Origin of the sequence: Acidithiobacillus sulfurivorans (assembly GCF_018853815.1) — a bacterium.
Lineage (GTDB): Bacteria > Pseudomonadota > Gammaproteobacteria > Acidithiobacillales > Acidithiobacillaceae > Acidithiobacillus > Acidithiobacillus sulfurivorans.
The window spans coordinates 1-21,770 of the sequence record NZ_JAAOMP010000142.1; the positions used below are offsets into that span (position 1 = coordinate 1).

Genomic DNA, 21,770 nt, shown 5'->3' on the forward strand with positions numbered 1-21,770 from the left:
ATAGCCCCGGCATTAGCAGTGATATAGGCTTCTGCTGCCTTTTCCACGCGCGCCATCTGGATGGCCGCAGCCGTGGATAGCTCCGGATGTTGTTTCCGTGCCGCATGAGCGGGGGAATTGATGCGTTACCTTTCCCTCTTTTCCCGCATCGAGGCGGCCACCGTCGCCTGGAAGTCGCTGAACTGGAAGTGTGTCGGTATCAAACCCGCTATTCCGTTACACCGCGCGGAGGGCGATTGATGGCCAACATTCAACATATCGCCGAGCGTGTTTTTCGACATGTCGATGCCAGTCATTTGCCGGTGGGTTATGCCCTTGCCATGGGGTCGCTCATCGATGCGTACGATGATGATCCGGATTTCCATGAGTGGGCAGACAGCGTGGATGGCAACGTTGTTCAGAAATTGATTGACTGCATGGTGCGTGAGGGCGCGTGGAACGATCCGGCGTGGCTGCAGGCGTTCATCCGGGAAGCGTCCAGGGAGAGCGCGGCATGAGCCGCGACTGCAAGCCCCTTGCGGGGTGCAAACCCGCCGACTGCAAGTCCGTACTGCCGGACTGCGAGGCGTTCGAGGCCGTTCTCCGGCGCGTCATCCGCGACCCGAAAAACGGCCCAATCGCCCATACTGCCGCCGAGTGTCTTTTTGCAGTACGCAAGCTGGTGAATGCGATCACGGCAAAGGAGCGCCCGTGATTCTACACCGTCTCTACCACAAACCACTTTTGCAAAGACAGCAACTGAAAATGTTTTCGTGAATGGCAATTACGGAACATATTCACCATGTTGGTGATTTCCTGATTCCGCCGTCCTGTCACCGAACTTCTGCTATACCCCGACATGACAGAGAAACGATCTGACACTTCCGTATCCGGCAAGAGTTTCGTCCGTGGCAAGACCATTGACGATGACGAACGCTCCCGTGGCCGCCCCCAAGCGGCGCGGGTAGTCCGGCGAGTCATCCAGGAGCGTGTGAATCTGCATGGACGGAGCATAGCGAAAATCGCCCGGGCCGCAGGACAGACGAGCAGGCTTGCAGCCGGCAGGCTTGCAGCCGGCAACAAGCTCATCAATGGCCGGCATCCCATTCGCCCGATCCCGAAGGGCCCGCCGATGAAAGAGGCGGCCCGCAGGGTGACAATCAAGGTTTCCTATGTCAGCAACCGCAAACCCGGTCAATGGGCCGCCCATGGCAAGTACCTGGAGCGCGAGGGCACCCAGGAAGACAGAAGCGCCGGAACGGGATTCGACGTGCAATCCGATGACGTATCCCTGCACAAACGTTTGAATGACTGGCAGCTGGCTGACGACCCCCGCCTGTTCAAGGTGATCATCTCTCCGGAAGACGGCGACCGCATGGACCTCAAGGCATTCACGCGGGAGTACATGGCCCGTCTTGCCCCGCACCTGCGGGAGACCGGTATCGAATGGATGGGAGTGGCCCACTACAACACGGCACACCCGCACGCGCATGTGCTGTTGCGCGGTAACGGCAACCTGCAGATCCCCCGGGAACTGCTTCAGCGCGGTATGCGCAATCTGGCATCCGAAGTGGCCACCGAACACCTGGGCTACCGCAGTCCCGCCGAGATCGAGAAAACCCGCCGGCGGGAAATGGAGGCCCACCGGTTGACGCCCCTGGACCGGGACATCGAAGCCGTGGCCAGGCCCCTGCCTGATGGACGGTCGGCTGTCGTGGAAACACCACTGCTCCCGGAAAGCCGGGGTTATGCACGTCAGCGGCGGCGCATGGGCCGGCTGGAGGCCCTGGAACGCATGGGGCTGGCCGAGAAAGTGAGCCATAGTGCCTGGGTACTGGATCACGGATGGACCAAAGGGCTGCGTGATTTGCAGGGACTGCGTACCCGCACCGAGATGGTGGCGAAGTCCCGGGCGCTGATGACAGAACCCCGCTGCGTGCCGCAGGTGACGAAGATACGGCCGGAAGAGCGCCTGGTTGGCCGTGTTCTCGGCACCGGACTTGACGAACAGTATGACCGGAGTTTTGTCCTGATAGAGGGCACGGACTACCGGGCGCATATCGTGTATCAGGATAACCGGATAGAGAAGGCTCGCGCTGCTGGAGCACTACCGCTTCGGCACCTGGTCGCCATCGAGGGCAAGGCGTTCGAGAAAGATGGCAGGACGGTCCGCTACACCCGGGTACAGGATTACGGGCTGGAGATAGCGGACAAGGTGAAGTCGGCGCTGCCGATTCCCCCGCAGGCCCTGGATGATGCCCTGGACGCCGGGCAGAAGCCGGACCCCAATGCCAATACCGGATTCCAACGCCACTGGCATCATCAGTTGCTGGAACGCCAGCGGGAACGGGAGAAGGAAAAGGAAAAGGAAAAGAAGTCGCGGCTGGAACAGGAGCAGCAGGAAAAAGAAAGGAAACGGGCGGAACAGGAACGGCGATCTGCCGGACGTTTGCCTACCCGGAAAGATGGCAAGGACAAGGACACTGGCATCGAGTGACGAGACCGGCGGTGCTACGATGAGTCGAAAAAGTATCCTTTGATTCGTACAGGTTTATAGGAGCAAATGTGGAATGGGACAAGCAAAGATTCGGAAATTGAAAGGCGATTATGGGCATCAGAAGAAGATAGACTGCCGATATGTTATAGGTGGTGTAATGCCTGATGAGTCCATCCCGGAAGACGTAAAAAAGCCCGGTGTTACCTATATGGCGATTCTATATCAACTGATATATAACCATAAAAAAATATATTGCTGCGTTGCGGGTGGACAGCGTAACGGCGATGATTTTTATTTTACAAGCGTGGGTTCTGGCACTGTTACAGCATTGCTCTCTCTGCCTATAAAATACACATTGCGCATTATACAGGAAGTGACAGAAGGGCCGACCCCGTTGTTTGATAAAATCAAAGCTACTCTCGACGTTCTTCCAGATGGTTCAGCGGTTGTATTCCTGGGAGACGCACAAAATTATCTGGATGGGGAATGGGTAAAGATTCTCAATATAAAAGGTAAAGTAACCATTGACGAATTAAAAAAAGAATCCAGGTCAGATCACGTTGAAATTGACCCGAAATTATTTATGAAAGAAAATAATTTGGATGGGTTTGTTATTGAAACAGATGTATAGCCTGCTGTTTGTCGGCAATGGTTGATTTTATATTTTTAACGCGCCAAATCGACAAACTATTTTTTGCAAAGGAGACACAGTATGGAAAAACAGCAAGAAAGTATTATTGGTTATGACTTGAATGGTGAGGAAGTGGAGCTGACGCCGGATGATCTGGTGTCCACGGATTCCGATGAGGATATTGACTGGGAGTGGGAGGCTGTCCACGGAAGTCATCTGCCATTTACTGACGGGGAACAGGAAGATTTATCTGACGGAGCACAAGGGGAAGGTTCGTGATACGCAGAAAAATTGCCCTGGATGCCGACGGCGTTTTACTGGATTTTGATCGGCATTTTCAGCGTCACATGGAGTACAAGCTGGGACGCAAGCTGCCGGTACTTTCTGATAGCTTTCAACTGACAGCACGCTATGGCATTGATGGTTTCTGGAATGACCTGGCTCAGGATGCGGTGTTCTGGTCGGGTATGCCCCTTTTGCCGGATGCTAAAAACCTGATTTATGCCCTGGAAGATATGGGGTTTGAGGTCTGGGTCGTGACAGCCATTGGCGAAGAGCAGCGCAAGTCCCGTGCGATCTCGCTATCCGGACTTATACCGGCGGGCCGCATTGTCTGTGCAGGCTGGACGGCTACGCCGCAAGACAAAGCCAATATTCTGCACGACCTGGGCACCGTAGGGTTTTTGGATGATCAGTGGGAGCATGTCCTGCACGCAGGCATGCTGCCGAAAATGCTGTGTACCAGATATTACTGTTGCGGCAGATATGATGTGGGTGAAGTACCTGTTGAAGTGGGTGTTGTGGATGATGTGATGGATTTTCCCGTGGCTCTGGAAGCCAGTATGCGGAGGTGGGCTTAAAAATGCGTAGAGTGTCCAATCTGGCTTTTAATCAGGAGTTCCCTGGACGTTCCGGGCTGAAGGCTATTCCTTCAAAGCATGTAGCCAGGATTGCACGAGACCCAGAAAACCGATTTGACGATCAGGCAGTAGGCATCTGGATCGAAGGGCAGGAATGCGTTGTAGGATGGTTGTACCGAAAGGATAAAAATCGTGAAGCGGTTCTTCAGAAGCTCGCTTCCGTGGAGAGCATTTCTTGCCAGATAGCCGTAGAAAAGGGAAAGAAGGTGGTTGTTTTCTGGCTGTGATGTGACCGGGGAAAGGGCAACTATTAGTTGTTTCCTAATTGTTCGATTTTCACACCTGAAAACGCATGTGATCCAATCCCTGGAACATCAAACTGATCAAACTAATTGTGGCTATACCACGTTCAAAGACAAACAATCTGGAGATTGATCATGCTACGACCCTTTGAGCTTGACCCGCAGATTATCCACCACATCATCTACAGCCAGGCAGGGTCTATTGGCAAGGCGCTTATTGAGCTATTGATGAACTCCATAGATGCACAAGCCACCACAGTTGCTCTGACTATGGACGGTAAGGGGTTCACCTGCAGTGATGATGGTGCCGGCTTTGCCACCAGAGAAGATGTGCTCCGTTACTTCGGACGTTTCGGCACACCTCACGAAGAAGGCGACGCCACGTATGGACGCTTCCGCTTGGGACGCGGGCAGATCATGGCCCATGCAAGCACCATCTGGCGATCGCATGGCTGGCAAATGACGGTGGATACGCGAGAAATGGGGTATGCCTACGATTTGGAGGACATCTCGGAGCCAGTGGCTGGCTGCCAGATCACCGGCAGCTGGTATGAACCGCTCACTGAGCAGGAGCGCCTAGCGGCCATTCAGGAGGTACGTGACCTGGTGCGCTACACGCCCATCGAGATCATTTTGAACGGCAAGCTCATCACCCGTAACCCCGCTCTGGAAAAATGGGACCATGTGGATGACTTTGGATATTACCGCGCCAAGGAAGAAGGCGCGGTAGCCATCTACAATCAGGGCGTACTGGTTCGACATGATCCCGGGCATGTGTGGGGTGCCGGAGGGCTAATCGTCTCCAAAAGGGCTATCGGCTTGAACGTATCCCGCACCGAGATCCTGCGCAAAACTGATCCCGTTTGGAAACATATTGCTAAGGTGTTCGCGCCACTGGCGGCCCGCGCCTCGGGCAATAGCAATGCCCAACGCAAAACAGAAGCCTATCGTGAACGGTGCGCACGCGCATTATTGTCTGGTGATCCGGAGTTGCACCGGATTTATGATAAAGAACCAGTGGTGACTATTCTCCCCGGGAAAAAGCATTATTCTATGAACGAGTTCCTGCGTCAGCATTGCAATTACCACAAAGGCGTTGTTCAGAATAACCGTTTTGCTGTCGTTGAGAACGAACGGGACATCCCCCAGGCCGAAGCCATGGCGGCATCCGGTATGGCCGTTTTCGTGCATCCCATCACGCTCTCCCGTTTTGGTTTGTACAATGCATTGGATTTCGTGGAAGTCATTGGGCGCATACAGGACAATTTACGGGATCATGTGTCCACCAATGATATCCAGTATTGGGGCCTCAGCACTCTTTCCGTACCTGCGCTGCTTTCATTTGACGTGCTCAAAAAAGCTTTCAAAAGTCGCATTGCCCTTGCTCCGGATAATACGTTGGACAAGGAAACCCGGCGGGCATGGGTCGCCTTGAAATGGTGTCTGGAACAATACGCGGCCATTTGTACGGGTGGAGAATTCTGGTATGGGCGACGGACTCGGGGCGGCATTCGCTTTCGTGTGTTTTTGGGGGACTCCAATACTGCTGAAGCATGGACTGACGGTTCGGCCTATATCGCCATCGACCGGAAACAGGTGTTGCCATTGAAAACCAAGCCTCTGGAAACGGCGATGAAGATTTTTAGCCTCGTGGAGCATGAGATTTCCCACCAGGGCGACAGTCTTTCCTGTGGTCACGATGAAGCATTTTATCAGCGGTTCCACGATCTGGTGCTGGAACAGGCTGCCGTGCGTCAGAAGTTCCTGTATATCTGGCTCAAGAAATACACGTCCAGCATGGAAAATGCGGGTAAACGACCTTCTGGCGTAGCCTGGCGCGAACGTTTGCTGCAGGAGCGCATGGGCAATGGCCGGGTTAAAAACGGTCTGGATAGCGGCCTTGTCGCTGTGGATGACGCCATGATGCGCCTGGCGCTGGAATCCAGAAATGAAGATATCCGCCAGCAAGACAGTCGTTTGCAAGACTGGATCGAAGCCGAAAACAACCGTTTGATTGAAGCTGGTTTGTGCCCACTCCCACCGGAGTGGGAGACATTGGTACGAGATTCGGAAAAGCAGTTGGCGGAAGATCGTGATCGGGCGCGCGTAAGAGATATGGAAGATCGGCTAGCTGATGAACATTGGGGCGAAATGATTGCACAGGATAATGCAAGAGATCGCCAGTGGTATGCCGAAGTGTTGGGCATACTGCCGGAAGAGCTTCCAGATGCCGCTTTCGATTGGTATCAAAGCGTTGTTGCCCCGCATTATGGTGATCCAGAGTTGATGGCTGAAAGAGAGGACTTTATACGATCTGCGTGGCATGGGAATAGTTACCGTTTTCAAACGCCAAAACCATGGGAACATACCCAGGATGAAGAATGGGACCCATGGGTGCATGAGCAGGAAAATGCCGCCATGGCAAAAGCAGAAGAAGCCAAACAGATTCCGGAAGATTGGGTGCCCCATGTTCAGGATGGAGAAACCAGATGGACCATCGAACACAACGCGGCGGCAGCAGGCTTTCTGGAGGTACTGGAGTACCTCGAATGGCGAGATGACACATTGCAGGACGCGACGAAAGAGGGCCTTAAATCATGCATGGAATAGTACACGCTCCAGTTTTCTATATTGGGTCAACCGCTATTACAGCATTGATAATAATAATTTTAAGTTCTTTTTTTATCTTTTTTTGCCTGGTTGCTATTTTTGCTTTTCTGAACCATCCAATCAGGGCATCTGCATTAAAAAAACTGGATGACGCAAACAAAGCCATGGCTGATGGATACATCAATGAGCACGACAAACCGATCAGCAGAATGGATTTGATGATGCTGCATCGCAGACACAAAGAACAGTTAAGAATAGATAAGGCGTCAGAAAAACAAAGAAAGATCATAGAGGCGCAAAAATCACAATTGGAGATGATCTGTTTGCGGTGGACCCCGTGCTCATGGACCAACTGTCGCTCGCGAATCCCCTTATTCTGTATCGGGGTGACGCTCAGGGCGGCGCCCGCACAGACGCCGTACACGCCATGGTCCAGCGAACTGATTTACCGGTCGTCGCTTTCTTTGATTACGATCCTGCTGGTCTGGTCATGGCCAAGGGATTGCCTCGCCTGGACAGCCTTCTGGTACCACCCCTGTCGATCCTGGAGAAAGCCATTCAGTCTCGCGGGTTGATCGAGCGTTATCAGGAACAGGTGGACAAGACGCCTTATGAATGGGAAAGACTAAGAGACGATAACCGGATGTCCGGGGTGTGGCGGGTGATCCATGTGGCGGGGAAGGCGCTTCCGCAGGAGTATTTTCACCGCCTGCCCACAAGCAGGGGCTAACTTAGTGCGTGTAACAGATAGGCGATTGAGAAGCAAGTTATCTGTTACTGTAACTGCCGGATATGGTTTACCGCCGCGTAGGCGATTATAGACACAAGATTAGCCAATGCTTAATAGTTACCGTTGGGTTCACTAACGATGTGTAAAAATTGATTTTATGGTGCCCATGATAGGTACTCCTAAAAACACTAAGCCCAGCGGTTTATTTTCATAAAAGAAGTACGCAGACAAACCTATACAAGTAAAAAGGGCGGCAAGTCCAGCAATATCCCTGATCCAGTATCTTTGCTCTTTTCGACGCTCCAGATGACTTTCACTGGAAAGATATTCAAGCAACATATTCCTATTCTTTGGAAAATGTTTGGCATATAAATTCAATAATGCTGGTGGAGGGAGATCGTGCTCTCGCTTTTTCTTAGACATGACTCTTTTTTACGAATGGTGCCACAATAATATTCACCATGGCATCCAGTACGCCATCTTCCTTATTCATCCTCTTGGGCAAGTAAGGTTCCAGAGAGGCAAACTCCGCGTGAGTTGCCTTGATTGACAAGTCGTGTCGCATAATGTCTATGAGTAGATTCCACAATGGTATGATAATCTTTTCATCTATCTGCCACGAGACGTAATAACCATAGATGGGAATAACTTTCAAAGCATCAGATATCCTCTGAAGCTTCTGGACAATATCCAAACCGTTATCCAGCCATGTCCCCTGTGGGTCCAATAATTTTGCGGATAATAGCTCTTTTTCTGCGTCAGGCAGGACATTGGCAATATTTTTTATGGCGTTAGCCGTAGCCTTATGTAATTTGGTTGCCCCGTGCCATTTGTCACGCATCGTCTTTGCCGACTTGATGACGTTAGAAAACCCAAGAATTTCATCATAGGCAGGAATGTCAAATAACTGCTGATGCGGGCTACGCCCTGCGAATGAGGCCGATATCGCCATGGTCGAATTCCTCGTGTACCCCCTACGAAATAAAGCATAAGTGTAGCATAAGCGGGGGAAGGCTCAATTATTCTCTTTTTCCATGGCTGCCTACCTTCATCCGTGACACCATAGTTAGGAATAGCCGTCCGCTATAACGCAAGGATTCTGCGCTATACCCCTCTGTCATTGTTTCGATAGAGGGGTTTTTTCATGTCCACGGTCATCATCGCCGAAAAGCCATCCATGGCCCGCGCTATCCGCGAAGGCCTGGGTGCCAAAGCCAGTCAGTATGAGATTACCAACGCCTTTGGACATATCCTGGAACAGGCTGAACCCGATGATTACCTGCCCGACGACCTGCCCCGCTCCCCAAAGACAAAGAAGAAAATCTGGCGCATGGAAGACCTGCCCATTCTTCCCGGCGAGTGGATCAAGCATCCCAAACCCGATGCCAAAGACCAGCTCAAGAAAATCGGGCAACTGTTAAAAAACGCGGATGTCGTCATCAACGCCGGTGACCCGGACCGCGAAGGACAGCTTCTTATCGACGAGATTTTGGAGCACTTCCGCTACCGGGGCCGGGTACAGCGGGTATGGCTCAAGGCCCTGGATCAGGAAAACGTCCGCAAGGCCTTTGCCGGCCTGGAAGACAACGGCAAATACCAGCCACTCAAGGACGCCGCCGAAGCCCGCAGCCGCGCTGACTGGCTCGTCGGAATGAACCTTACCCGCGCCGTTACCCTACGCTCCGGTGCCTTCTTTTCCGTGGGCCGGGTGCAGACACCGACCCTGGCGCTCATCGTGGACCGGGACAATGCTATCGAGCATTTCCGGCCCCAGGACTATTTCGAGGTGCTGGCAAAATGCCGACACGTCAACGGCGCATTTCTCGCCAAATGGCAGCCAAAGCATACAGACGGTCCAGGCTTCGACGCCGAAGGCCGGATCATCGACCGGAACCTGGCCGAGCGCATTGCCGCCAAGGCCCGTGGCCAGGGGAAAGTCACCAGATACGAATCCAAAGAGCAGAAACAGTCCGCTCCCCTGCCCTTCAACCTGTCCGCCCTGCAGAAGACGGCATCAGCCCGCTTTGGCATGAGTGCCCAGCAGGTGCTGGATACGGCCCAGTCGCTCTATGAAAAGAAGCTCACCAGTTACCCGCGTAGTGATTGCCGCTATCTGCCAGAAGAACAACTGGCTGATGCATCCCACACCCTGAAACGGCTGCCCATGCCCGACGCGGCCCGCAAGCTGCTGGACCCGCGCCGCAAGCATGCGGCCTGGAACAACGCCAAAGTTACAGCCCACAATGCCATCATTCCTACGGGAGAAACACCAAACGGGCTATCCCCTGCAGAAGAGCGTCTCTACCAGCTTGTCATGCAGTCCTATGTGGCCCTTTTCCTGCCGGATTACCGCTATCTCGCCATTTCCGCCACCGTGGAACTTGGCGGCGAAACCTGGAAGGCGACAGGGCGCAAGGACATCGACCCCGGCTGGAAGGTTTTGTATGGAAACGGTGCCGACGACGAAGAAGAAAGTGAAGACCGGGCGCCCCTGCCGCAAATGCAGACTGGAGACCCTGTACAGGGCCAAGAGGGAGAAGTCCAGGCAAAACAGACCAAGCCACCAGCGCGCTTTACCGATGGTACGCTGATTGAAGCGATGTCCAATATCCATAAATTCGTGGACGACCCGGAAGCCAAAAAGAAACTCAAGGAAACCTCTGGCCTGGGCACCGAGGCGACACGGGCAAACATCATCGAAACTCTGCTGAAACGCGACGTTTTGGAGAAAAAGGGCAAACAGCTGGTCTCCACCAGCAAGGGCCGATCGCTCATCGCCTGGCTGCGCAAGGACGCGGCAACCCGGAGCATGGCCGACCCGGTGACCACCGCCCAGTGGGAAGACTATCTGACACGGATCGCTGAAGGCGCCCTCGAACCCGCCCGCTTTGGAAAAGCCATCACGACCCAGGTGGAGACGATCATTGGTCGTCTCAAGGAAGGGAGTGGTGTGAGCGGTTTCCACCGTGGAAGCGGTTTCCAGAAACAGGGCAAAAAGGAGAAAAGCACTCCCTGTCCGGTCCCTGGTTGCGGCGGCACCGTCCGGCGCATGGAGAGTAAAAAGAAAAAGGGCGTCTTTTTCTGGGCCTGTTCCAACAGGGATGCACACCCCCTGCTGGCCGACGAGAAGGGGAAACCCGGCGCTCCCTTTGGCTCTGAAAAGGGAACCGGCTCATCCGGCGGAACCGGATCATCCGGAGGAGCCGGTACGCCCTGCCCCGTTCCCGGTTGCGGCGGCACCGTCAGGCGCATAGAGAGTAAAAAGAAGAAAGGAACGTTTTTCTGGGCTTGCTCCAACCGTGACGGGCATCCCTTGCTGGCTGACGAGAACGGCAAACCGGGCCAGCCTTTCGGGGCCAGAAAATAATGCCCAGGCTGTCCACAATCGGCATCAGCGCACTGGCCGCCATCATTCTGCCCATGGCGGGACTGCTGGCCATTGCCCGCATGGAAGACTGGTCATTCAACTGGACAACCTGTCTGCCTCTGGGGTTTTACGAGAAGGAACCTGCTCCGCATCCTGCGCTGAAAGACGGGGACATGGTGGAAGTGTGCCCGTCCACCCGAAACCCGCTGCATCTGTCCTTTGTGGGGTTTCCTGCTTTCCAGAAAGCCGTTCCCGCAGAGGACAACCCGGCCATGTTACAGGCCGTGCGTGGCCTTTGGCTGCTCCATGAACCCCATGGTCCCTGCACCAACAGTCTCATGCCCTTTGCCAAGATCGTCGCGGCGACTGCCGGACAGTTCGTCCGCATTACCCCGCAGGGCGTGTATGCCAACGGGGATCTGTTGCCAAACAGCCGGGTGGTGGATCAGGTGGATGGCATTTCGGTCATTCACCTGCCCTATGGCGAATACCGGATTCCCAAGGGATATTTCTGGGACTATGCCCCCGGTAACTTCGCCTTCACGTCTGCCTACTACGGGCCAGTCCCCCTCTCGCATATCCTGGCCCGCCTGCATCCGGTGCTGGTCATTCCCGGCAGCCAGCACTGGTATCATCCGGAAACAAAGGGGTGACCATGTTGGCACATCCTTATCTGGTTGCGCTTATCCTGTCCTGCCTGATGATCCTCTGGAAAGCCCTGTCAGAATGGCCCACTGTCCGTCGCCTGGATTTTCGTGATCCGGCAGTCCGTATGTGGACCATAAAACAGGCTTTGAGTTTGAGCATCAGCGTTATGCTGATTTTCGAGGTATGGATTGGAAATGCCGAACATTTAACGCCGCTTATAGAACGGATGGACCTGGACTGGTGCGGCAGGCTGTGCAGTTTCCTGGTGTTCCTTGCAGTGCCCCTGCTTTTGTTCCCTCCAGCTTTGGATAAATGCCAAAAATGGTCTTTGCGGTTACTAAACGCCTTAGTAAGGGAAGACCCATGATCCCCGTCACCACACTGGTCCAGCAATGTGCCCCTTTTGTGGCCCCAAAGACCATGGCCGCCATCGTCAAGGTAGAATCGGGCGGCAATCCGCTGGCCATGGACAATGACAGCACCGGACAGCGTCTGCTGCCCTCCAGTCCTGCACAGGCCAGCGCGTTGCTGATGCGCGCCATGGCCCTTGGGCAGTCGGTAGACGTGGGAATTGCCCAGGTGAACACGGCCAACTTTGCTGCGTTCGGATTGACACCGGACAATGCTTTCGATGCCTGTACCAATATCCGCGTCGGTGCCAGAATCCTTGAAGCGGCCTACAGACAGGCCGTGGCGACCTACGGACTCGGGCAAGTGGCCCTGTTCCATGCATTTGAAGCGTACAATTCAGGACAATTGATCGGCGACCCCGTTTATGCGGATAAAATCCTGGCGGCCGCCGGTGTGCCTGTCTGGGTGTCTGGCACCGGCGCCTTGCGTTATCACCACCTGGTCCATGAACCGCTGGTTTTTACGCTCTCATGGCAGAAGACCTCTCCGGCAGCCAAGTCCTGGCGGACAGCAAAGTCCGTGGTCGTCCGCGACCAACAGATAACAACAACCGGGCCGTTTTCACTGCGCTGGTAAGATCGACTACGCGGCGATAAAGGACTGACGCCAAGTAGGGCAAATGGTCAATCTGATTCATCGGATTCTGTACCTTTACCAAGTAACAAGGCGTTCAGCAGGTTCAGTTCGTTTGAGGCCATGAAGTACCGATCATCAATGCAGACTTCCGGGTTACAGCCTTTCTCGATCGAGTAGAAGGCAGGCTTTCCAGGCAGCCTGAAACATGGTCTAATCGTACCCTATCGGCATGTAGGCGCAACAACATTTGTGTAACACTTGGTGAAATTAACAGAAAACTGACGATGTACTTTTTGCGCAACCATAACAGAGAGTTATTTTAAGATTAGCAATGGCTATTAATGTAAAACAAATCACTACTGATATCACCCTTGAGCTGGATGAGGAAGTGATTTCTATTGCAGATTTTCAGAAAGCCACTGACAACTTTTTGGGGTTGGTTAAAGAGCTGTCCAGGCAGGTTACTGGAAATAAGGCAGATAGCGGTGAATGGTCTGTTAAAGTTTATTCTGGAAGCGCGGCAGTAGGAGTGATGCCGAGCGCACAAAATTTGAATTCTGACAGGGTGCGCGAAATAATGGTTTCCGGAATTCGCTCTTTGGCTAACGGAGTAAGGCCAGGAGAGTTTTCCGATAAAGCCGTTGAGTATGCAAAATCTCTTGCTTCCTTATTCAAGAAATCCAAAGTAGAGCCAAATGTAAGGATTTGGTCTAAACAAGAAGAATCTGTTCATGTCGTTCGCAAAGTGGCCACCGAAGCGGACAATCTTCTTGCCCCAGCCTATGAAGAGCAGGGGGCTGTAGATGGAATCCTTGAGCGCGTGGATGCTCATGGAAAAATGCAATTTGTCATATACGATGTAATTGATGAGCGCGCTGTGAAATGCGAGGTTACTGAATCTCAATTACAACAAGCACTAGGAAATTTTAAAAAGAGAGTCGAAGTTATCGGCACTGTCAGATTTAGAAAAGATGGAATGCCAGTAAGCATAAAGGCGTCGCGTATTGTCAATTTTCCAGATAAAGCTGAAATACCAACTCTTGCGCAGATGAGAGCGTTGCTTGCAGGAGAGGCTTCCACATGACCCAAGTTGTATATTGGGACTCAGATGCGTTTCTTGCTCTCATCAATGAAGATAAGTTGCCTGCTGAATTGGCTGATTGTAATGATGTTTGGGCTACATGTGAGAAGGGGTTACTACATATTGTCACTTCAACGCTTACAACTGCTGAAGTGATTCATAAGAAAGGTACTCCCTGTAAGCGCGTTTCCTGTAGAGGCGGTCTTTGCACCCAGCGAAGGGCTTGCAGCCTGCGAAGGACTTGTCGCAGGGGCCGTTGGCGCCTGTATTTTGGACACCTTCTGCGGAACCCGAAAAACAGGCGCTTGATGACCGGTGTCCAGCTTCGGTCTGGGCGTACTGCCGCCAGATCCGGAAAACATGTCCACGGCCACATAGCCTACCCCGATGACACAGGTTACGAGCAGTATGACACCTAAAGCGATGGGTGTACGCCGCAGGTGAGCGGCGAGTTCAGAAGCATTCTGGCGAATAGGTCCCTTGACGGTCGGCGTAGTGATGCCGGGGCCTTCACCCATGGGCGTCTGCGTGGGGTCCGTCATTTTTTACCCTCGTGCACCAGTTTCACCACCTTTGCCGAACGCCCCTTGCCCGCCAGCAGCAGGATTTTCGGGGGCACGCCATCAACAATGGTGTATCCATCCCGGAACTGGGTATTGACGATGGCATTCTGTCCAGCGGCATTTTCGGCCAGCACCGAAGGTATTCCGCCGTAGCTGGCCTGGCCTGCTTTCCAGTGGATGAAAGTCTGCCGTCCGTCATCGAAGACCTGCGTGGGTTCGATGGAACGGCAATCGCTGTTGTCGAACCAGCCACCACCGCCGCATTCGATACGCCAGTGGAAATCAAGGTCTGATGGATTGATGGCGGGTAATACCGCCACCGTCTGTGCTTCCACCTTTTTCTGGAACGTTTGTCTGGCTGCAGTGGTGGCTTTCCATCGGAGGACGATGGGGCCCGGGTAGTAGAAACCGATTACCGGCGTGTAGCGGTTGGCGTCGCTGGTCATCTCAATGACGTAGTTACGGGGATTGCCTTCTGGACCGGTCCCGGTAATGACCAGATTGCTGTGCAGTCCCTTGAAGCGTGGGGTAATGGCGAGTTCAGGCTGGTTCCCCGCCTTTATGGTCTGCATGCTCCAGTAGGCTGGCGAAAGCCCGATGGCCTGCGTGTCTTTCAATCCGGGTTCCAGCAGAATGAGTGAAGTATGCAGGGGTGCGGTCACCAGGGTCGGCAGGCTCTGTCCGTAGGCATAGAGCACTTCGCCATTGGTCCCCGCGATGGGCGGCAGGTTCTGGGTCTTGCCCGCTTCATAGGCGGACACCAGAGCCTTTTCCATCGCCTCTTTCGAGCGTTGGGAAATCTTTCCCTGGGGCGGGGTAGCGATGGCCCTTTTCCATACTTCTACAGAGCTTTGCCCCATGGGGGTTGCGGGGCCGTCCTGCCCCGCGCCAGCGTCCTGCCCCGCGCCAGCGGCGATGGCGGGAACGGTCTGCACATTCTGCGCGACAGACACAGGGGCGGTTTGCGCGGGCTTGTTGCCCGATGAGGACAACGGCTTTTGTAATGGCGGGGCGATCTGTCCGCCAGGACCTTGCAGGTCGGCATGACCTTGCAGGCTGGCAGAACCTTGCTTTCCGTCAGGGCTTTGCTGTCCGCTAGAACTGCCGTCTGCAAGACCTGATGATACAACGCCCGCCATGGCGGTTCCGGAGCAGATTGCGGCAAGTATTGCTGCGATGAATATGGATTTTCTCATTGAGTCACCTGGTTATAGACAAAGGACTGGATGACGATTCCGAAGGGGTCTTCCCTGAGCACACGGGGATTGTTGGAGACGGGTTCTATGGTATAGGTCACCATGCCTTCGTAGTTCTTTTTCCATTTCACCTGTCCACTATCGTTGTACTGGGTTTCGCGCCACTGCACCTGCTGTGTGCCGCCTTTGGCGGTTACCTGGCCTTCGGGCAGGACGGAAACGATTTCGACAGTGCGCCCGCCATTGTTTTTCACATAGGCAGAATAGGGATTGTGCTGCTGGTAATAGGCCGTGAGCCGTTCGGCTTCCTGTCCATCGACGATGGAATAGGTGGACTGATAGATTTGCTTTTCGGCGGCTACGGCGGGAATCCGTTCGCGGACCTTGTGCACCCAGTTGGCAACGACATGGCGGATGACAGGCATATTATAGGTTCCAGCCTGAACAGCCTGTGCCAGATGCACGGCGTCGCCCAGATGGTTGACCTCAACGACATAGGGGACAACATGGACGCGGTCGGCTTCATAGACCATGCCTGCGCCAAACAGCGCCGCAATGCCGATGGCCCCGAAAGCGGCCATCCGCCAGTTTTTTGCCGAAGCGATATAATCCCCGTAGCGTTCCAGCCACTCACGGCGGGCGGTCAGATAGAACTGCAGATCCTTGCTTTTTGCTGTATCACCGCTGTTATGGTCCTGCGGACCGCATTGGTCCTGCGGACGGCCATGGTCCTGCGGGCTGTCAGGGACCTGTACGTCACCGGGGGTTTTCTTTTTGAACATGCAGACTCCATCGCCAATGTCATCGGAACGGTATAGCATTCGGTGGTGGAGATATGGGGGGAGTAATGTCAGAACGTATGACCGAGAACTTGGTGCGCGATAGGCTGGCGACGCTGGGTTACAGGGAACCTGATAACGGCATCACAATCGAAGAGCAGAAGTCCGAGATAGCCAAGGTCAAAAGCCTGCTGTCCAAGGCCAGCAAGAAGGCCAGCGGCAAATCTGGATACCCTGAGTTCATCATCACTGACAAAAAAGATGCGGGTTTCATCATCGTGGTGGAGTGCAAGAAGGACGTCAAAAAGCACGAGAGCCCCGACCGGGACAAGCCAGTCGAATATGCGGTAGATGGTGTTCTGCATTACGCAAAACATCTGGCAAAGCACTACACGGTGGTAGCCATTGCGGTGAGCGGCACTACCGCCAGTTCCATGAAGATATCGAATTTCCTGATTCCAGCGGGGACCAGTGAAGTCAAAGACCTGACAAACGAATCAGACGTGGTCGTAGACGCTCTCATCCCGTTTGATGACTACTACCGACTTGCGTCCTTCGACCCGGATGTGGCCAAGAAGCGCCACTCCGACTTGCTGGCATTCTCCAAGGATCTGCACGAGCTGATCTGGACGAAAGCCAAAATCTCTGAAGAAGATAAACCGCTGCTGGTGAGCGGTACCCTGATTGCCTTGATGAACTCTGCATTTCTGAAGACCTTTGCAGCCTTGTCGGCTGAAGATGTTCAGGAAGCGTGGCTGGGGGCTATCAAGAAGGAGTTGGACAAGGCTGACATCCCCAAGGCCAAGAAGGACACGATGCTGCAACCGTACTCCACGATTGCCGTACATCCCAACCTGGGTAAGCCAGATAGCAAGACAGCAAAAGAGTACCCGGACGGCGTATTCAAGGAAATCATCACCCGCATCTGTGACAACGTCTGGCCTTACATCAACGTCTACCATGACTTTGATGTCGTCGGGCAGTTCTATGGCGAATTCCTGAAGTACACCGCAGGCGATAAGAAAGCATTGGGCATTGTCCTGACGCCCCGACATGTGGCTGAACTGTTCTCTTTGATAGCGAATGTCGGTCCGGAATCAAAGGTGCTTGATATTTGTGCCGGCACCGGCGGATTTCTTATTTCGGCGATGCAGCATATGTTGAAAAAGGCGGTCACCGAAGAAGATCGTACCGATATTAAGAAGAATCGCCTGATTGGCATTGAGAATAACCCCAAGATGTTCGCCCTTGCTGCCAGCAATATGATTTTGCGTGGTGACGGCAAGGCGAACCTGCATCAAGCCAGTTGCTTCGACGACGCGGTTATCAAGGCCGTGAAGAAGATGAAGCCAAACGTAGGCATGCTCAATCCGCCCTACGCTCAGTCCAAAAGTGATGCGGAGCTTCACGAACTGTATTTCGTGAAGCAGATGCTGGACTGCCTGGAACCCGGCTCAATGGGAATTGCAATCGTGCCTATGTCATGTGCGATTTCACCAAACTCTGCGCGGGATGAGATGATGAAGCATCATACCCTGGACGCTGTTATGTCCATGCCGCAGGAGCTGTTCTACCCTGTCGGCACTGTGCCCTGCATTATGGTATGGATTGCGGACAAGCCGCATGCCAAATCCGCGAAGAAAACCTGGTTTGGCTACTGGCGGGATGACGGATTCGTCAAGACAAAGCACAAAGGACGAATTGACCTATATGACAGATGGCCCACCATCCGTGACCGTTGGGTAGAGACATACCGAAACCGTGAAGTACATGCCGGGGAAAGCGTCATGCACACGGTTACGGCAGCGGATGAGTGGTGCGCAGAAGCCTATATGGCAACCGATTATGAGAAAGTTTCAGCGTCAAGTCTGGCGCAGTCAGTCAAGGATTACCTTGCATTCAAACTCCAGGCACCAAGCAAGGTTGCGGTCCCCGACCTGGAGCCGAACTCGGCAGGATGGAAGGCATTCAAGTTATCCGATTTGTTCGATATCAAGAAGGGTAAACGGCTTACCAAGGCAAACCAAACGGAAGGGAGCACTCCCTACATAGGGGCGGTAGATTCCAACAACGGCGTTTCTGGCTATATTGGCCAACCGGCAATTCATGCTGGCGGAACAATCAGTATCAACTACAATGGGTCGGTGGCTGAAGCATTCTATCAGCCTGACCCATTCTGGGCGACCGACGATGTAAACGTGCTCTACCCATGTGGATTTACGCTAACTGCTGAGACCGCCTTGTTTCTATGTACACTAATCCGACTTGAGAAGTACCGCTTTAACTATGGACGTAAATGGCATCTTGAGCGTATGCGCGAGTCAGTTATCAAACTGCCGGTAACAAAAGATGGCGAACCCGATTGGGACTTCATAAGGAACTACGTCAGATCCTTGCCCTATGGCTCTGAGGTCCATAAAAGCTGAAGCCGCCCCAAAGGACGGCCTCGTTACTCATTCATAGTAACGGCGAAGCCTGTTCTCTTCTTCGCTCCGGCGGCGGCGGTCAGCTTCTTGTTGACGCTGCCACGCTTCTTCGGCGCGCTTCTTTTGTTCTTTCTGCCGCTGTGCAAAATGTTCCAAATATCCATCTTCTCTTATGCGTGTCTCCGAAATCCCCTTGGCCACTCCATAGACGAGCATGACCAGCAGCCCCAGAAGCCCGAAGCCCAGAATCTGGTGCCAAATATAGGCATTGATTGCTGATGGCCCCTTCTGCACCCAGGTCAGGACCAATCCTGATACAAAAGACACGGCGAGCGCGGCACCGACGATATAGAGAATGAATTTGCCAATTGTGCGAAGCATGGTGTTTCTCCTTAAAGCTCCCTGCTACCCATTGCACCGCTGGTCTCGTTACTCGGAATGGCTCAACTTATTGCCCTCTGCACTAACCGAGACTGTCTCGTGTTCTCCAGGCACCACATGCTGCTCCACGAAATGCGCATCTTTCTCCCTGCTATCAATCCATTCCATGGCACGCTCATGCAACGGCTTCTGCTCCGGCTTCGGCTGCGCTTCTCCTCTCATTGCATCTGCAGTCTCGGTGCCAGATGCAGGTCCGGTGCTGGACGCAGTCCTATCAGACGATTTCATCCGCGCGAGTTGCCGACGGATGGATTCTGTTTCCGCCTCTGTTACCGGCGCTGGCGAAGCCGGGCTGTTGCTGGACGCATTCCCGGTGTCCGCCATGCCGCTGTCGGCAAGTCCATTGCCCATGCCGCCAGCGCCGCCACCGGCTGTTTCAGCCGCATTTCCAGCGGCAGCGCCCATCTCCCCGGCGCCACCCACGCCACCACTGGCCGCCACCGCTTCCGATGCGGTCATGGCACCGCTGGCACCACCCGCAGCCAGGGCCGCTCCACCGGTAGCCAGGACCGCTGCTCCACCCGCAGCCAATGCCGCACCACCAACTGCCGCACCCATAAGTTCTCCACCGCCCAGGCTCGACGATCCCGACAGCACACTCGCCGCAATGCCCGGCAGTTTCTTGGTGAGCCAGCCCACGAGCAGGAAGAAGACCAAAATTTCGCCATAGAGCTCGAACAATCCGGCCAAGTGCGTACCGGATTCGTGGCCCAACCCGGAATTCTTCATCAGGAGTTCTATGCTTTGCGGTATTTCCTTAGTAATAAAGCCCATCCAGAGCGTCAATACCAGCAGGCGGACGCCCACGGAAAGGGCATACTTGATGAATCCGTCAGCATGCTGAACCGTCCAGCGACTGCCCGCAAAACCCAGCAGGATGGCACCAATGCTGCCTACCAGCATGGCTTCAAGCTGAACGGTAAAGAACTCGATGACCATGTACACCACGATGAACAGCATGACCAGCGCCGTAAAGAGTCCCAGCAGGTCGCCCAGCAATCCGGAAATCATGATCGATCCGACATGGCTGATATCGTAAAGGAAGCCATGTGACTTGGCGTCATAGGGACCCTGGAGCAGTTCTGTCCAGATTTTCATCATTTCGCCGAGCAGGGAAGACGCCGTGACATTGACGGCCCCGCCCGCCTCCACGCCAGTCTGCTTGAATCCCCCATAGACCCAGTGCAGGAACTGCTGACTGTGCAGCAGGAGCGTGTACCAGAAACCAATCGTAATGAGTTTCTTGACAAAGGATGTGAGAATCTCATGCACGTCCTTGCCACCGATCATCCACTGAGCCACCAGGTATACGAAATCGATCCCGAAGAGTGTAAAGAAAATTTCCTCCGACACCGTCAGGATTTTACCATACCAGCCCGTCACCACTTGACTGAATGCCGACAGGATGCCAGAAGTGGCTCCCGTAGCAGCATCCGCAGGCAGCGCGGCAAACAGGAGCAGTACCCCGACGATCAGGGCGATGGCCGGGATTTTCTGGTTTCCTGTCCTGCCGCGCATGGTTTTCTCCTTACCAGCTGAAATGGGGCAAATGTGGTGAATTCTTGTCGATGGCTGCGGCCTGTGCGTTTTCACAATCGGTAGCCTGGGACCGGCTGAGATGCTTCAGATTGCACCATGCATTGGCACGCTTCAGGGCCTTGGGATGCTTCACATAATAAGCTTCGGAATGCACCTTGACCTTTTCTATCGTGGAAGAAGAACAACCGGCGAGCGCAAAGACCGCGAGACAGAGAACGAACAGTTTCCAGATATGCATGACAATCTCCTAAAAGTGATGGAACCCTCCTATGCACCTGCGGTCTCGTCACCAACTGAAACTGGGCAAATGATAGGTTGGCGTCTGCCCGGTTCCATTGAGGTCATTATTCATTTTCTGATTGACCTCTTTCTGCTCCTCCTGCTGCATGAGCTGTTTCTTCCGCCAGGCAGCCTGCATGGTCTGGTACTGTTGCGTCGTCTGCTGCAGTTGCACCATGGCGGAATTCGTCGCCTGTCCCACTTCCGTTGCCGCCTGCAAAATGGCGTTGCGCGAATTGGGGTTCTGCATGGCCTTGTCCACTGCCTGTTGCGCCTGCGCCTGGGTCTGGAACTCGTTGGGGTTCAGATTCGCTGACTTCAGGGCTGTATCGATGGCCTTGTTCAGCCCTTCGGTAATGCTCTCATATTGCTGTGTGTACTCCGCCGTGATCTGCGGATTGAACGTGGCGTGCAGATTCTGGAACTGGTTGGCGATATTCGCTCCCGCCGTGCTCAGGGCTTCCGCCTGCTGCACCACCCCATAAAGCTGATCAACAGGTTGCATAATCTGGTTTAACATGGTCTGCGGCAGCGTCACCATGTTCTGGATCATGTTCTCGTAACGCTGGATCATGTTGACCAGCTGTTCCGACTGCGTGACTTTCGACTGGATCAGTGTCACTTCCTGCACGATCTGTTCGGGCATCGTCGCGCCACCCGTCAAGGTGCCTGCAAAAGCAGAAACCGGCGAAAGCATCAAAGCTATCGCCAGAAAGATTTTTTTGTGATTAGTTTGCATGTTGCACCTCGGCCATGATTTGTTGCACCTGTTGACTGTATAGCGTCAAAGGTTGGCGGAGAGGTTGCATATACTGAGCCAGCGGCTGCATATCCGATGCCAAAGCCTTCACCAGT

At 53.9% G+C, this 21,770-nt stretch carries 25 protein-coding genes; 15 read left to right on the plus strand and 10 right to left on the minus strand.

The annotated features are described in order from the left end of the window. The first annotated feature begins 86 nt into the window (after window positions 1-86). Both HAP95_RS13115 and HAP95_RS13120 read left to right on the plus strand, forming a co-directional pair. Window positions 87-497, plus strand: a complete 411-nt coding sequence (locus tag HAP95_RS13115) for a hypothetical protein (RefSeq protein WP_215884614.1) — start codon at window positions 87-89, stop codon at window positions 495-497. After that, complete coding sequence (locus HAP95_RS13120) at window positions 494-694, plus strand: hypothetical protein (RefSeq protein ID WP_031569001.1); 201 nt, start codon at window positions 494-496, stop codon at window positions 692-694. The genes HAP95_RS13115 and HAP95_RS13120 overlap by 4 nt, the downstream gene beginning before the upstream one ends. A 132-nt stretch (window positions 695-826) precedes the next feature. On the opposite strand, the gene HAP95_RS17170 is transcribed toward HAP95_RS13120, so the two are convergent. Continuing rightward, window positions 827-1,081 (minus strand): hypothetical protein, encoded by a 255-nt coding sequence (locus HAP95_RS17170; protein WP_226832778.1) that lies wholly within the window; start codon window positions 1,079-1,081, stop codon window positions 827-829. A gap of 51 nt (window positions 1,082-1,132) precedes the next feature. Between HAP95_RS17170 and HAP95_RS13125 the strand changes: the two genes are divergently transcribed. From HAP95_RS13125 to HAP95_RS13155, 7 genes are all read left to right on the plus strand, one after another. After that, window positions 1,133-2,476 (plus strand): DUF3363 domain-containing protein, encoded by a 1,344-nt coding sequence (locus HAP95_RS13125; protein ID WP_368356590.1) that lies wholly within the window; start codon window positions 1,133-1,135, stop codon window positions 2,474-2,476. A gap of 73 nt (window positions 2,477-2,549) precedes the next feature. Next, window positions 2,550-3,107: a hypothetical protein gene (locus tag HAP95_RS13130; protein WP_215884616.1), complete on the plus strand. Its 558-nt coding sequence runs from the start codon at window positions 2,550-2,552 to the stop codon at window positions 3,105-3,107. Window positions 3,108-3,188: 81 nt separating this feature from the next. Continuing rightward, the gene (locus tag HAP95_RS13135; protein ID WP_031568994.1) at window positions 3,189-3,386 is read left to right on the plus strand and encodes a hypothetical protein; all 198 of its coding nucleotides are present in this window, start codon (window positions 3,189-3,191) and stop codon (window positions 3,384-3,386) included. Beyond that, window positions 3,383-3,967: a hypothetical protein gene (locus HAP95_RS13140; protein ID WP_215884617.1), complete on the plus strand. Its 585-nt coding sequence runs from the start codon at window positions 3,383-3,385 to the stop codon at window positions 3,965-3,967. Before HAP95_RS13135 ends, HAP95_RS13140 begins: the two co-directional genes overlap by 4 nt. Before the next feature lie 2 nt (window positions 3,968-3,969). After that, on the plus strand, window positions 3,970-4,254 hold the full coding sequence (locus tag HAP95_RS13145; RefSeq protein WP_215884618.1) for a hypothetical protein: 285 nt from the start codon (window positions 3,970-3,972) through the stop codon (window positions 4,252-4,254). A gap of 150 nt (window positions 4,255-4,404) precedes the next feature. Then, a complete protein-coding gene (locus HAP95_RS13150; RefSeq protein WP_215884619.1) occupies window positions 4,405-6,879 on the plus strand; it encodes an ATP-binding protein in 2,475 nt (824 codons plus the stop codon). A 343-nt stretch (window positions 6,880-7,222) separates the two neighbouring features. Further along, window positions 7,223-7,609 carry a DUF7281 domain-containing protein gene (locus tag HAP95_RS13155; RefSeq protein ID WP_215884620.1) on the plus strand — a complete coding sequence of 129 codons (387 nt, stop codon included), beginning with the start codon at window positions 7,223-7,225 and terminating at the stop codon, window positions 7,607-7,609. Between the two features lie 132 nt (window positions 7,610-7,741). Here HAP95_RS13155 and HAP95_RS13160 read toward each other — a convergent pair whose 3' ends face one another. Together HAP95_RS13160 and HAP95_RS13165 are read right to left on the minus strand one after the other, a co-directional pair. Next, window positions 7,742-8,032: a hypothetical protein gene (locus tag HAP95_RS13160; protein WP_215884621.1), complete on the minus strand. Its 291-nt coding sequence runs from the start codon at window positions 8,030-8,032 to the stop codon at window positions 7,742-7,744. Beyond that, window positions 8,025-8,561 carry a hypothetical protein gene (locus tag HAP95_RS13165; RefSeq protein ID WP_215884622.1) on the minus strand — a complete coding sequence of 179 codons (537 nt, stop codon included), beginning with the start codon at window positions 8,559-8,561 and terminating at the stop codon, window positions 8,025-8,027. The genes HAP95_RS13160 and HAP95_RS13165 overlap by 8 nt, the downstream gene beginning before the upstream one ends. 192 nt (window positions 8,562-8,753) lie before the next feature. Between HAP95_RS13165 and HAP95_RS13170 the strand changes: the two genes are divergently transcribed. From HAP95_RS13170 to HAP95_RS13190, 5 genes are all read left to right on the plus strand, one after another. Then, complete coding sequence (locus HAP95_RS13170; RefSeq protein ID WP_215884623.1) at window positions 8,754-10,976, plus strand: DNA topoisomerase 3; 2,223 nt, start codon at window positions 8,754-8,756, stop codon at window positions 10,974-10,976. After that, on the plus strand, window positions 10,976-11,629 hold the full coding sequence (locus tag HAP95_RS13175; RefSeq protein ID WP_065974536.1) for a S26 family signal peptidase: 654 nt from the start codon (window positions 10,976-10,978) through the stop codon (window positions 11,627-11,629). Before HAP95_RS13170 ends, HAP95_RS13175 begins: the two co-directional genes overlap by 1 nt. Before the next feature lie 2 nt (window positions 11,630-11,631). Further along, complete coding sequence (locus HAP95_RS13180; protein ID WP_215884624.1) at window positions 11,632-11,991, plus strand: hypothetical protein; 360 nt, start codon at window positions 11,632-11,634, stop codon at window positions 11,989-11,991. Further along, the gene (locus HAP95_RS13185) at window positions 11,988-12,611 is read left to right on the plus strand and encodes a lytic transglycosylase domain-containing protein (protein ID WP_051690430.1); all 624 of its coding nucleotides are present in this window, start codon (window positions 11,988-11,990) and stop codon (window positions 12,609-12,611) included. Before HAP95_RS13180 ends, HAP95_RS13185 begins: the two co-directional genes overlap by 4 nt. A gap of 331 nt (window positions 12,612-12,942) precedes the next feature. Continuing rightward, window positions 12,943-13,695 (plus strand): hypothetical protein, encoded by a 753-nt coding sequence (locus HAP95_RS13190; RefSeq protein ID WP_215884625.1) that lies wholly within the window; start codon window positions 12,943-12,945, stop codon window positions 13,693-13,695. Between the two features lie 128 nt (window positions 13,696-13,823). On the opposite strand, the gene HAP95_RS13195 is transcribed toward HAP95_RS13190, so the two are convergent. Genes HAP95_RS13195 through HAP95_RS13205 form a run of 3 tightly spaced genes read right to left on the minus strand, consistent with a single transcriptional unit; the run spans window position 13,824 to window position 16,233 of the window. After that, window positions 13,824-14,234, minus strand: a complete 411-nt coding sequence (locus HAP95_RS13195; RefSeq protein ID WP_215884626.1) for a hypothetical protein — start codon at window positions 14,232-14,234, stop codon at window positions 13,824-13,826. Continuing rightward, entirely contained in the window at window positions 14,231-15,451 is a 1,221-nt protein-coding gene (locus HAP95_RS17175; RefSeq protein WP_226832779.1) for a TrbG/VirB9 family P-type conjugative transfer protein, read from the minus strand. Before HAP95_RS17175 ends, HAP95_RS13195 begins: the two co-directional genes overlap by 4 nt. Further along, window positions 15,448-16,233 (minus strand): VirB8 family type IV secretion system protein, encoded by a 786-nt coding sequence (locus HAP95_RS13205; RefSeq protein ID WP_077273650.1) that lies wholly within the window; start codon window positions 16,231-16,233, stop codon window positions 15,448-15,450. Before HAP95_RS13205 ends, HAP95_RS17175 begins: the two co-directional genes overlap by 4 nt. Before the next feature lie 65 nt (window positions 16,234-16,298). Between HAP95_RS13205 and HAP95_RS13210 the strand changes: the two genes are divergently transcribed. Beyond that, complete coding sequence (locus HAP95_RS13210; RefSeq protein WP_080707721.1) at window positions 16,299-18,656, plus strand: N-6 DNA methylase; 2,358 nt, start codon at window positions 16,299-16,301, stop codon at window positions 18,654-18,656. A 27-nt stretch (window positions 18,657-18,683) separates the two neighbouring features. Here HAP95_RS13210 and HAP95_RS13215 read toward each other — a convergent pair whose 3' ends face one another. Genes HAP95_RS13215 through HAP95_RS13230 form a run of 4 tightly spaced genes read right to left on the minus strand, consistent with a single transcriptional unit; the run spans window position 18,684 to window position 21,612 of the window. Beyond that, a complete protein-coding gene (locus HAP95_RS13215; protein ID WP_065974896.1) occupies window positions 18,684-19,037 on the minus strand; it encodes a hypothetical protein in 354 nt (117 codons plus the stop codon). A gap of 48 nt (window positions 19,038-19,085) precedes the next feature. Beyond that, a complete protein-coding gene (gene trbL / locus HAP95_RS13220; protein ID WP_215884627.1) occupies window positions 19,086-20,615 on the minus strand; it encodes a P-type conjugative transfer protein TrbL in 1,530 nt (509 codons plus the stop codon). A 10-nt stretch (window positions 20,616-20,625) separates the two neighbouring features. Continuing rightward, complete coding sequence (locus tag HAP95_RS13225) at window positions 20,626-20,874, minus strand: EexN family lipoprotein (protein WP_031568898.1); 249 nt, start codon at window positions 20,872-20,874, stop codon at window positions 20,626-20,628. 48 nt (window positions 20,875-20,922) lie between these two features. Continuing rightward, window positions 20,923-21,612, minus strand: coding sequence for a TrbJ/VirB5 family protein (locus HAP95_RS13230; RefSeq protein ID WP_215884628.1), 690 nt, complete (start codon window positions 21,610-21,612; stop codon window positions 20,923-20,925). Window positions 21,613-21,770 lie beyond the last annotated feature (158 nt).

What these genes read in the sequence shown, in the direction of transcription:
- HAP95_RS13130 (WP_215884616.1), top strand. Translation starts at nt 2,550, where the DNA reads ATGGGACAAGCAAAGATTCGGAAATTGAAAGGCGATTATGGGCATCAG.
- HAP95_RS13165 (WP_215884622.1), bottom strand. Translation starts at nt 8,561, where the DNA reads ATGGCGATATCGGCCTCATTCGCAGGGCGTAGCCCGCATCAGCAGTTA.
- HAP95_RS13210 (WP_080707721.1), top strand. Translation starts at nt 16,299, where the DNA reads ATGTCAGAACGTATGACCGAGAACTTGGTGCGCGATAGGCTGGCGACG.
- HAP95_RS13170 (WP_215884623.1), top strand. Translation starts at nt 8,754, where the DNA reads ATGTCCACGGTCATCATCGCCGAAAAGCCATCCATGGCCCGCGCTATC.
- HAP95_RS13195 (WP_215884626.1), bottom strand. Translation starts at nt 14,234, where the DNA reads ATGACGGACCCCACGCAGACGCCCATGGGTGAAGGCCCCGGCATCACT.
- HAP95_RS13115 (WP_215884614.1), top strand. Translation starts at nt 87, where the DNA reads ATGTTGTTTCCGTGCCGCATGAGCGGGGGAATTGATGCGTTACCTTTC.
- HAP95_RS13225 (WP_031568898.1), bottom strand. Translation starts at nt 20,874, where the DNA reads ATGCATATCTGGAAACTGTTCGTTCTCTGTCTCGCGGTCTTTGCGCTC.
- HAP95_RS13160 (WP_215884621.1), bottom strand. Translation starts at nt 8,032, where the DNA reads ATGTCTAAGAAAAAGCGAGAGCACGATCTCCCTCCACCAGCATTATTG.
- HAP95_RS13230 (WP_215884628.1), bottom strand. Translation starts at nt 21,612, where the DNA reads ATGCTTTCGCCGGTTTCTGCTTTTGCAGGCACCTTGACGGGTGGCGCG.
- HAP95_RS13145 (WP_215884618.1), top strand. Translation starts at nt 3,970, where the DNA reads ATGCGTAGAGTGTCCAATCTGGCTTTTAATCAGGAGTTCCCTGGACGT.
- HAP95_RS13205 (WP_077273650.1), bottom strand. Translation starts at nt 16,233, where the DNA reads ATGTTCAAAAAGAAAACCCCCGGTGACGTACAGGTCCCTGACAGCCCG.
- HAP95_RS13190 (WP_215884625.1), top strand. Translation starts at nt 12,943, where the DNA reads ATGGCTATTAATGTAAAACAAATCACTACTGATATCACCCTTGAGCTG.
- HAP95_RS13180 (WP_215884624.1), top strand. Translation starts at nt 11,632, where the DNA reads ATGTTGGCACATCCTTATCTGGTTGCGCTTATCCTGTCCTGCCTGATG.
- HAP95_RS13150 (WP_215884619.1), top strand. Translation starts at nt 4,405, where the DNA reads ATGCTACGACCCTTTGAGCTTGACCCGCAGATTATCCACCACATCATC.
- HAP95_RS13120 (WP_031569001.1), top strand. Translation starts at nt 494, where the DNA reads ATGAGCCGCGACTGCAAGCCCCTTGCGGGGTGCAAACCCGCCGACTGC.
- HAP95_RS13175 (WP_065974536.1), top strand. Translation starts at nt 10,976, where the DNA reads ATGCCCAGGCTGTCCACAATCGGCATCAGCGCACTGGCCGCCATCATT.
- HAP95_RS17170 (WP_226832778.1), bottom strand. Translation starts at nt 1,081, where the DNA reads ATGCCGGCCATTGATGAGCTTGTTGCCGGCTGCAAGCCTGCCGGCTGC.
- HAP95_RS13155 (WP_215884620.1), top strand. Translation starts at nt 7,223, where the DNA reads ATGGACCAACTGTCGCTCGCGAATCCCCTTATTCTGTATCGGGGTGAC.
- HAP95_RS13215 (WP_065974896.1), bottom strand. Translation starts at nt 19,037, where the DNA reads ATGCTTCGCACAATTGGCAAATTCATTCTCTATATCGTCGGTGCCGCG.
- trbL (WP_215884627.1), bottom strand. Translation starts at nt 20,615, where the DNA reads ATGCGCGGCAGGACAGGAAACCAGAAAATCCCGGCCATCGCCCTGATC.
- HAP95_RS13185 (WP_051690430.1), top strand. Translation starts at nt 11,988, where the DNA reads ATGATCCCCGTCACCACACTGGTCCAGCAATGTGCCCCTTTTGTGGCC.
- HAP95_RS13135 (WP_031568994.1), top strand. Translation starts at nt 3,189, where the DNA reads ATGGAAAAACAGCAAGAAAGTATTATTGGTTATGACTTGAATGGTGAG.
- HAP95_RS17175 (WP_226832779.1), bottom strand. Translation starts at nt 15,451, where the DNA reads ATGAGAAAATCCATATTCATCGCAGCAATACTTGCCGCAATCTGCTCC.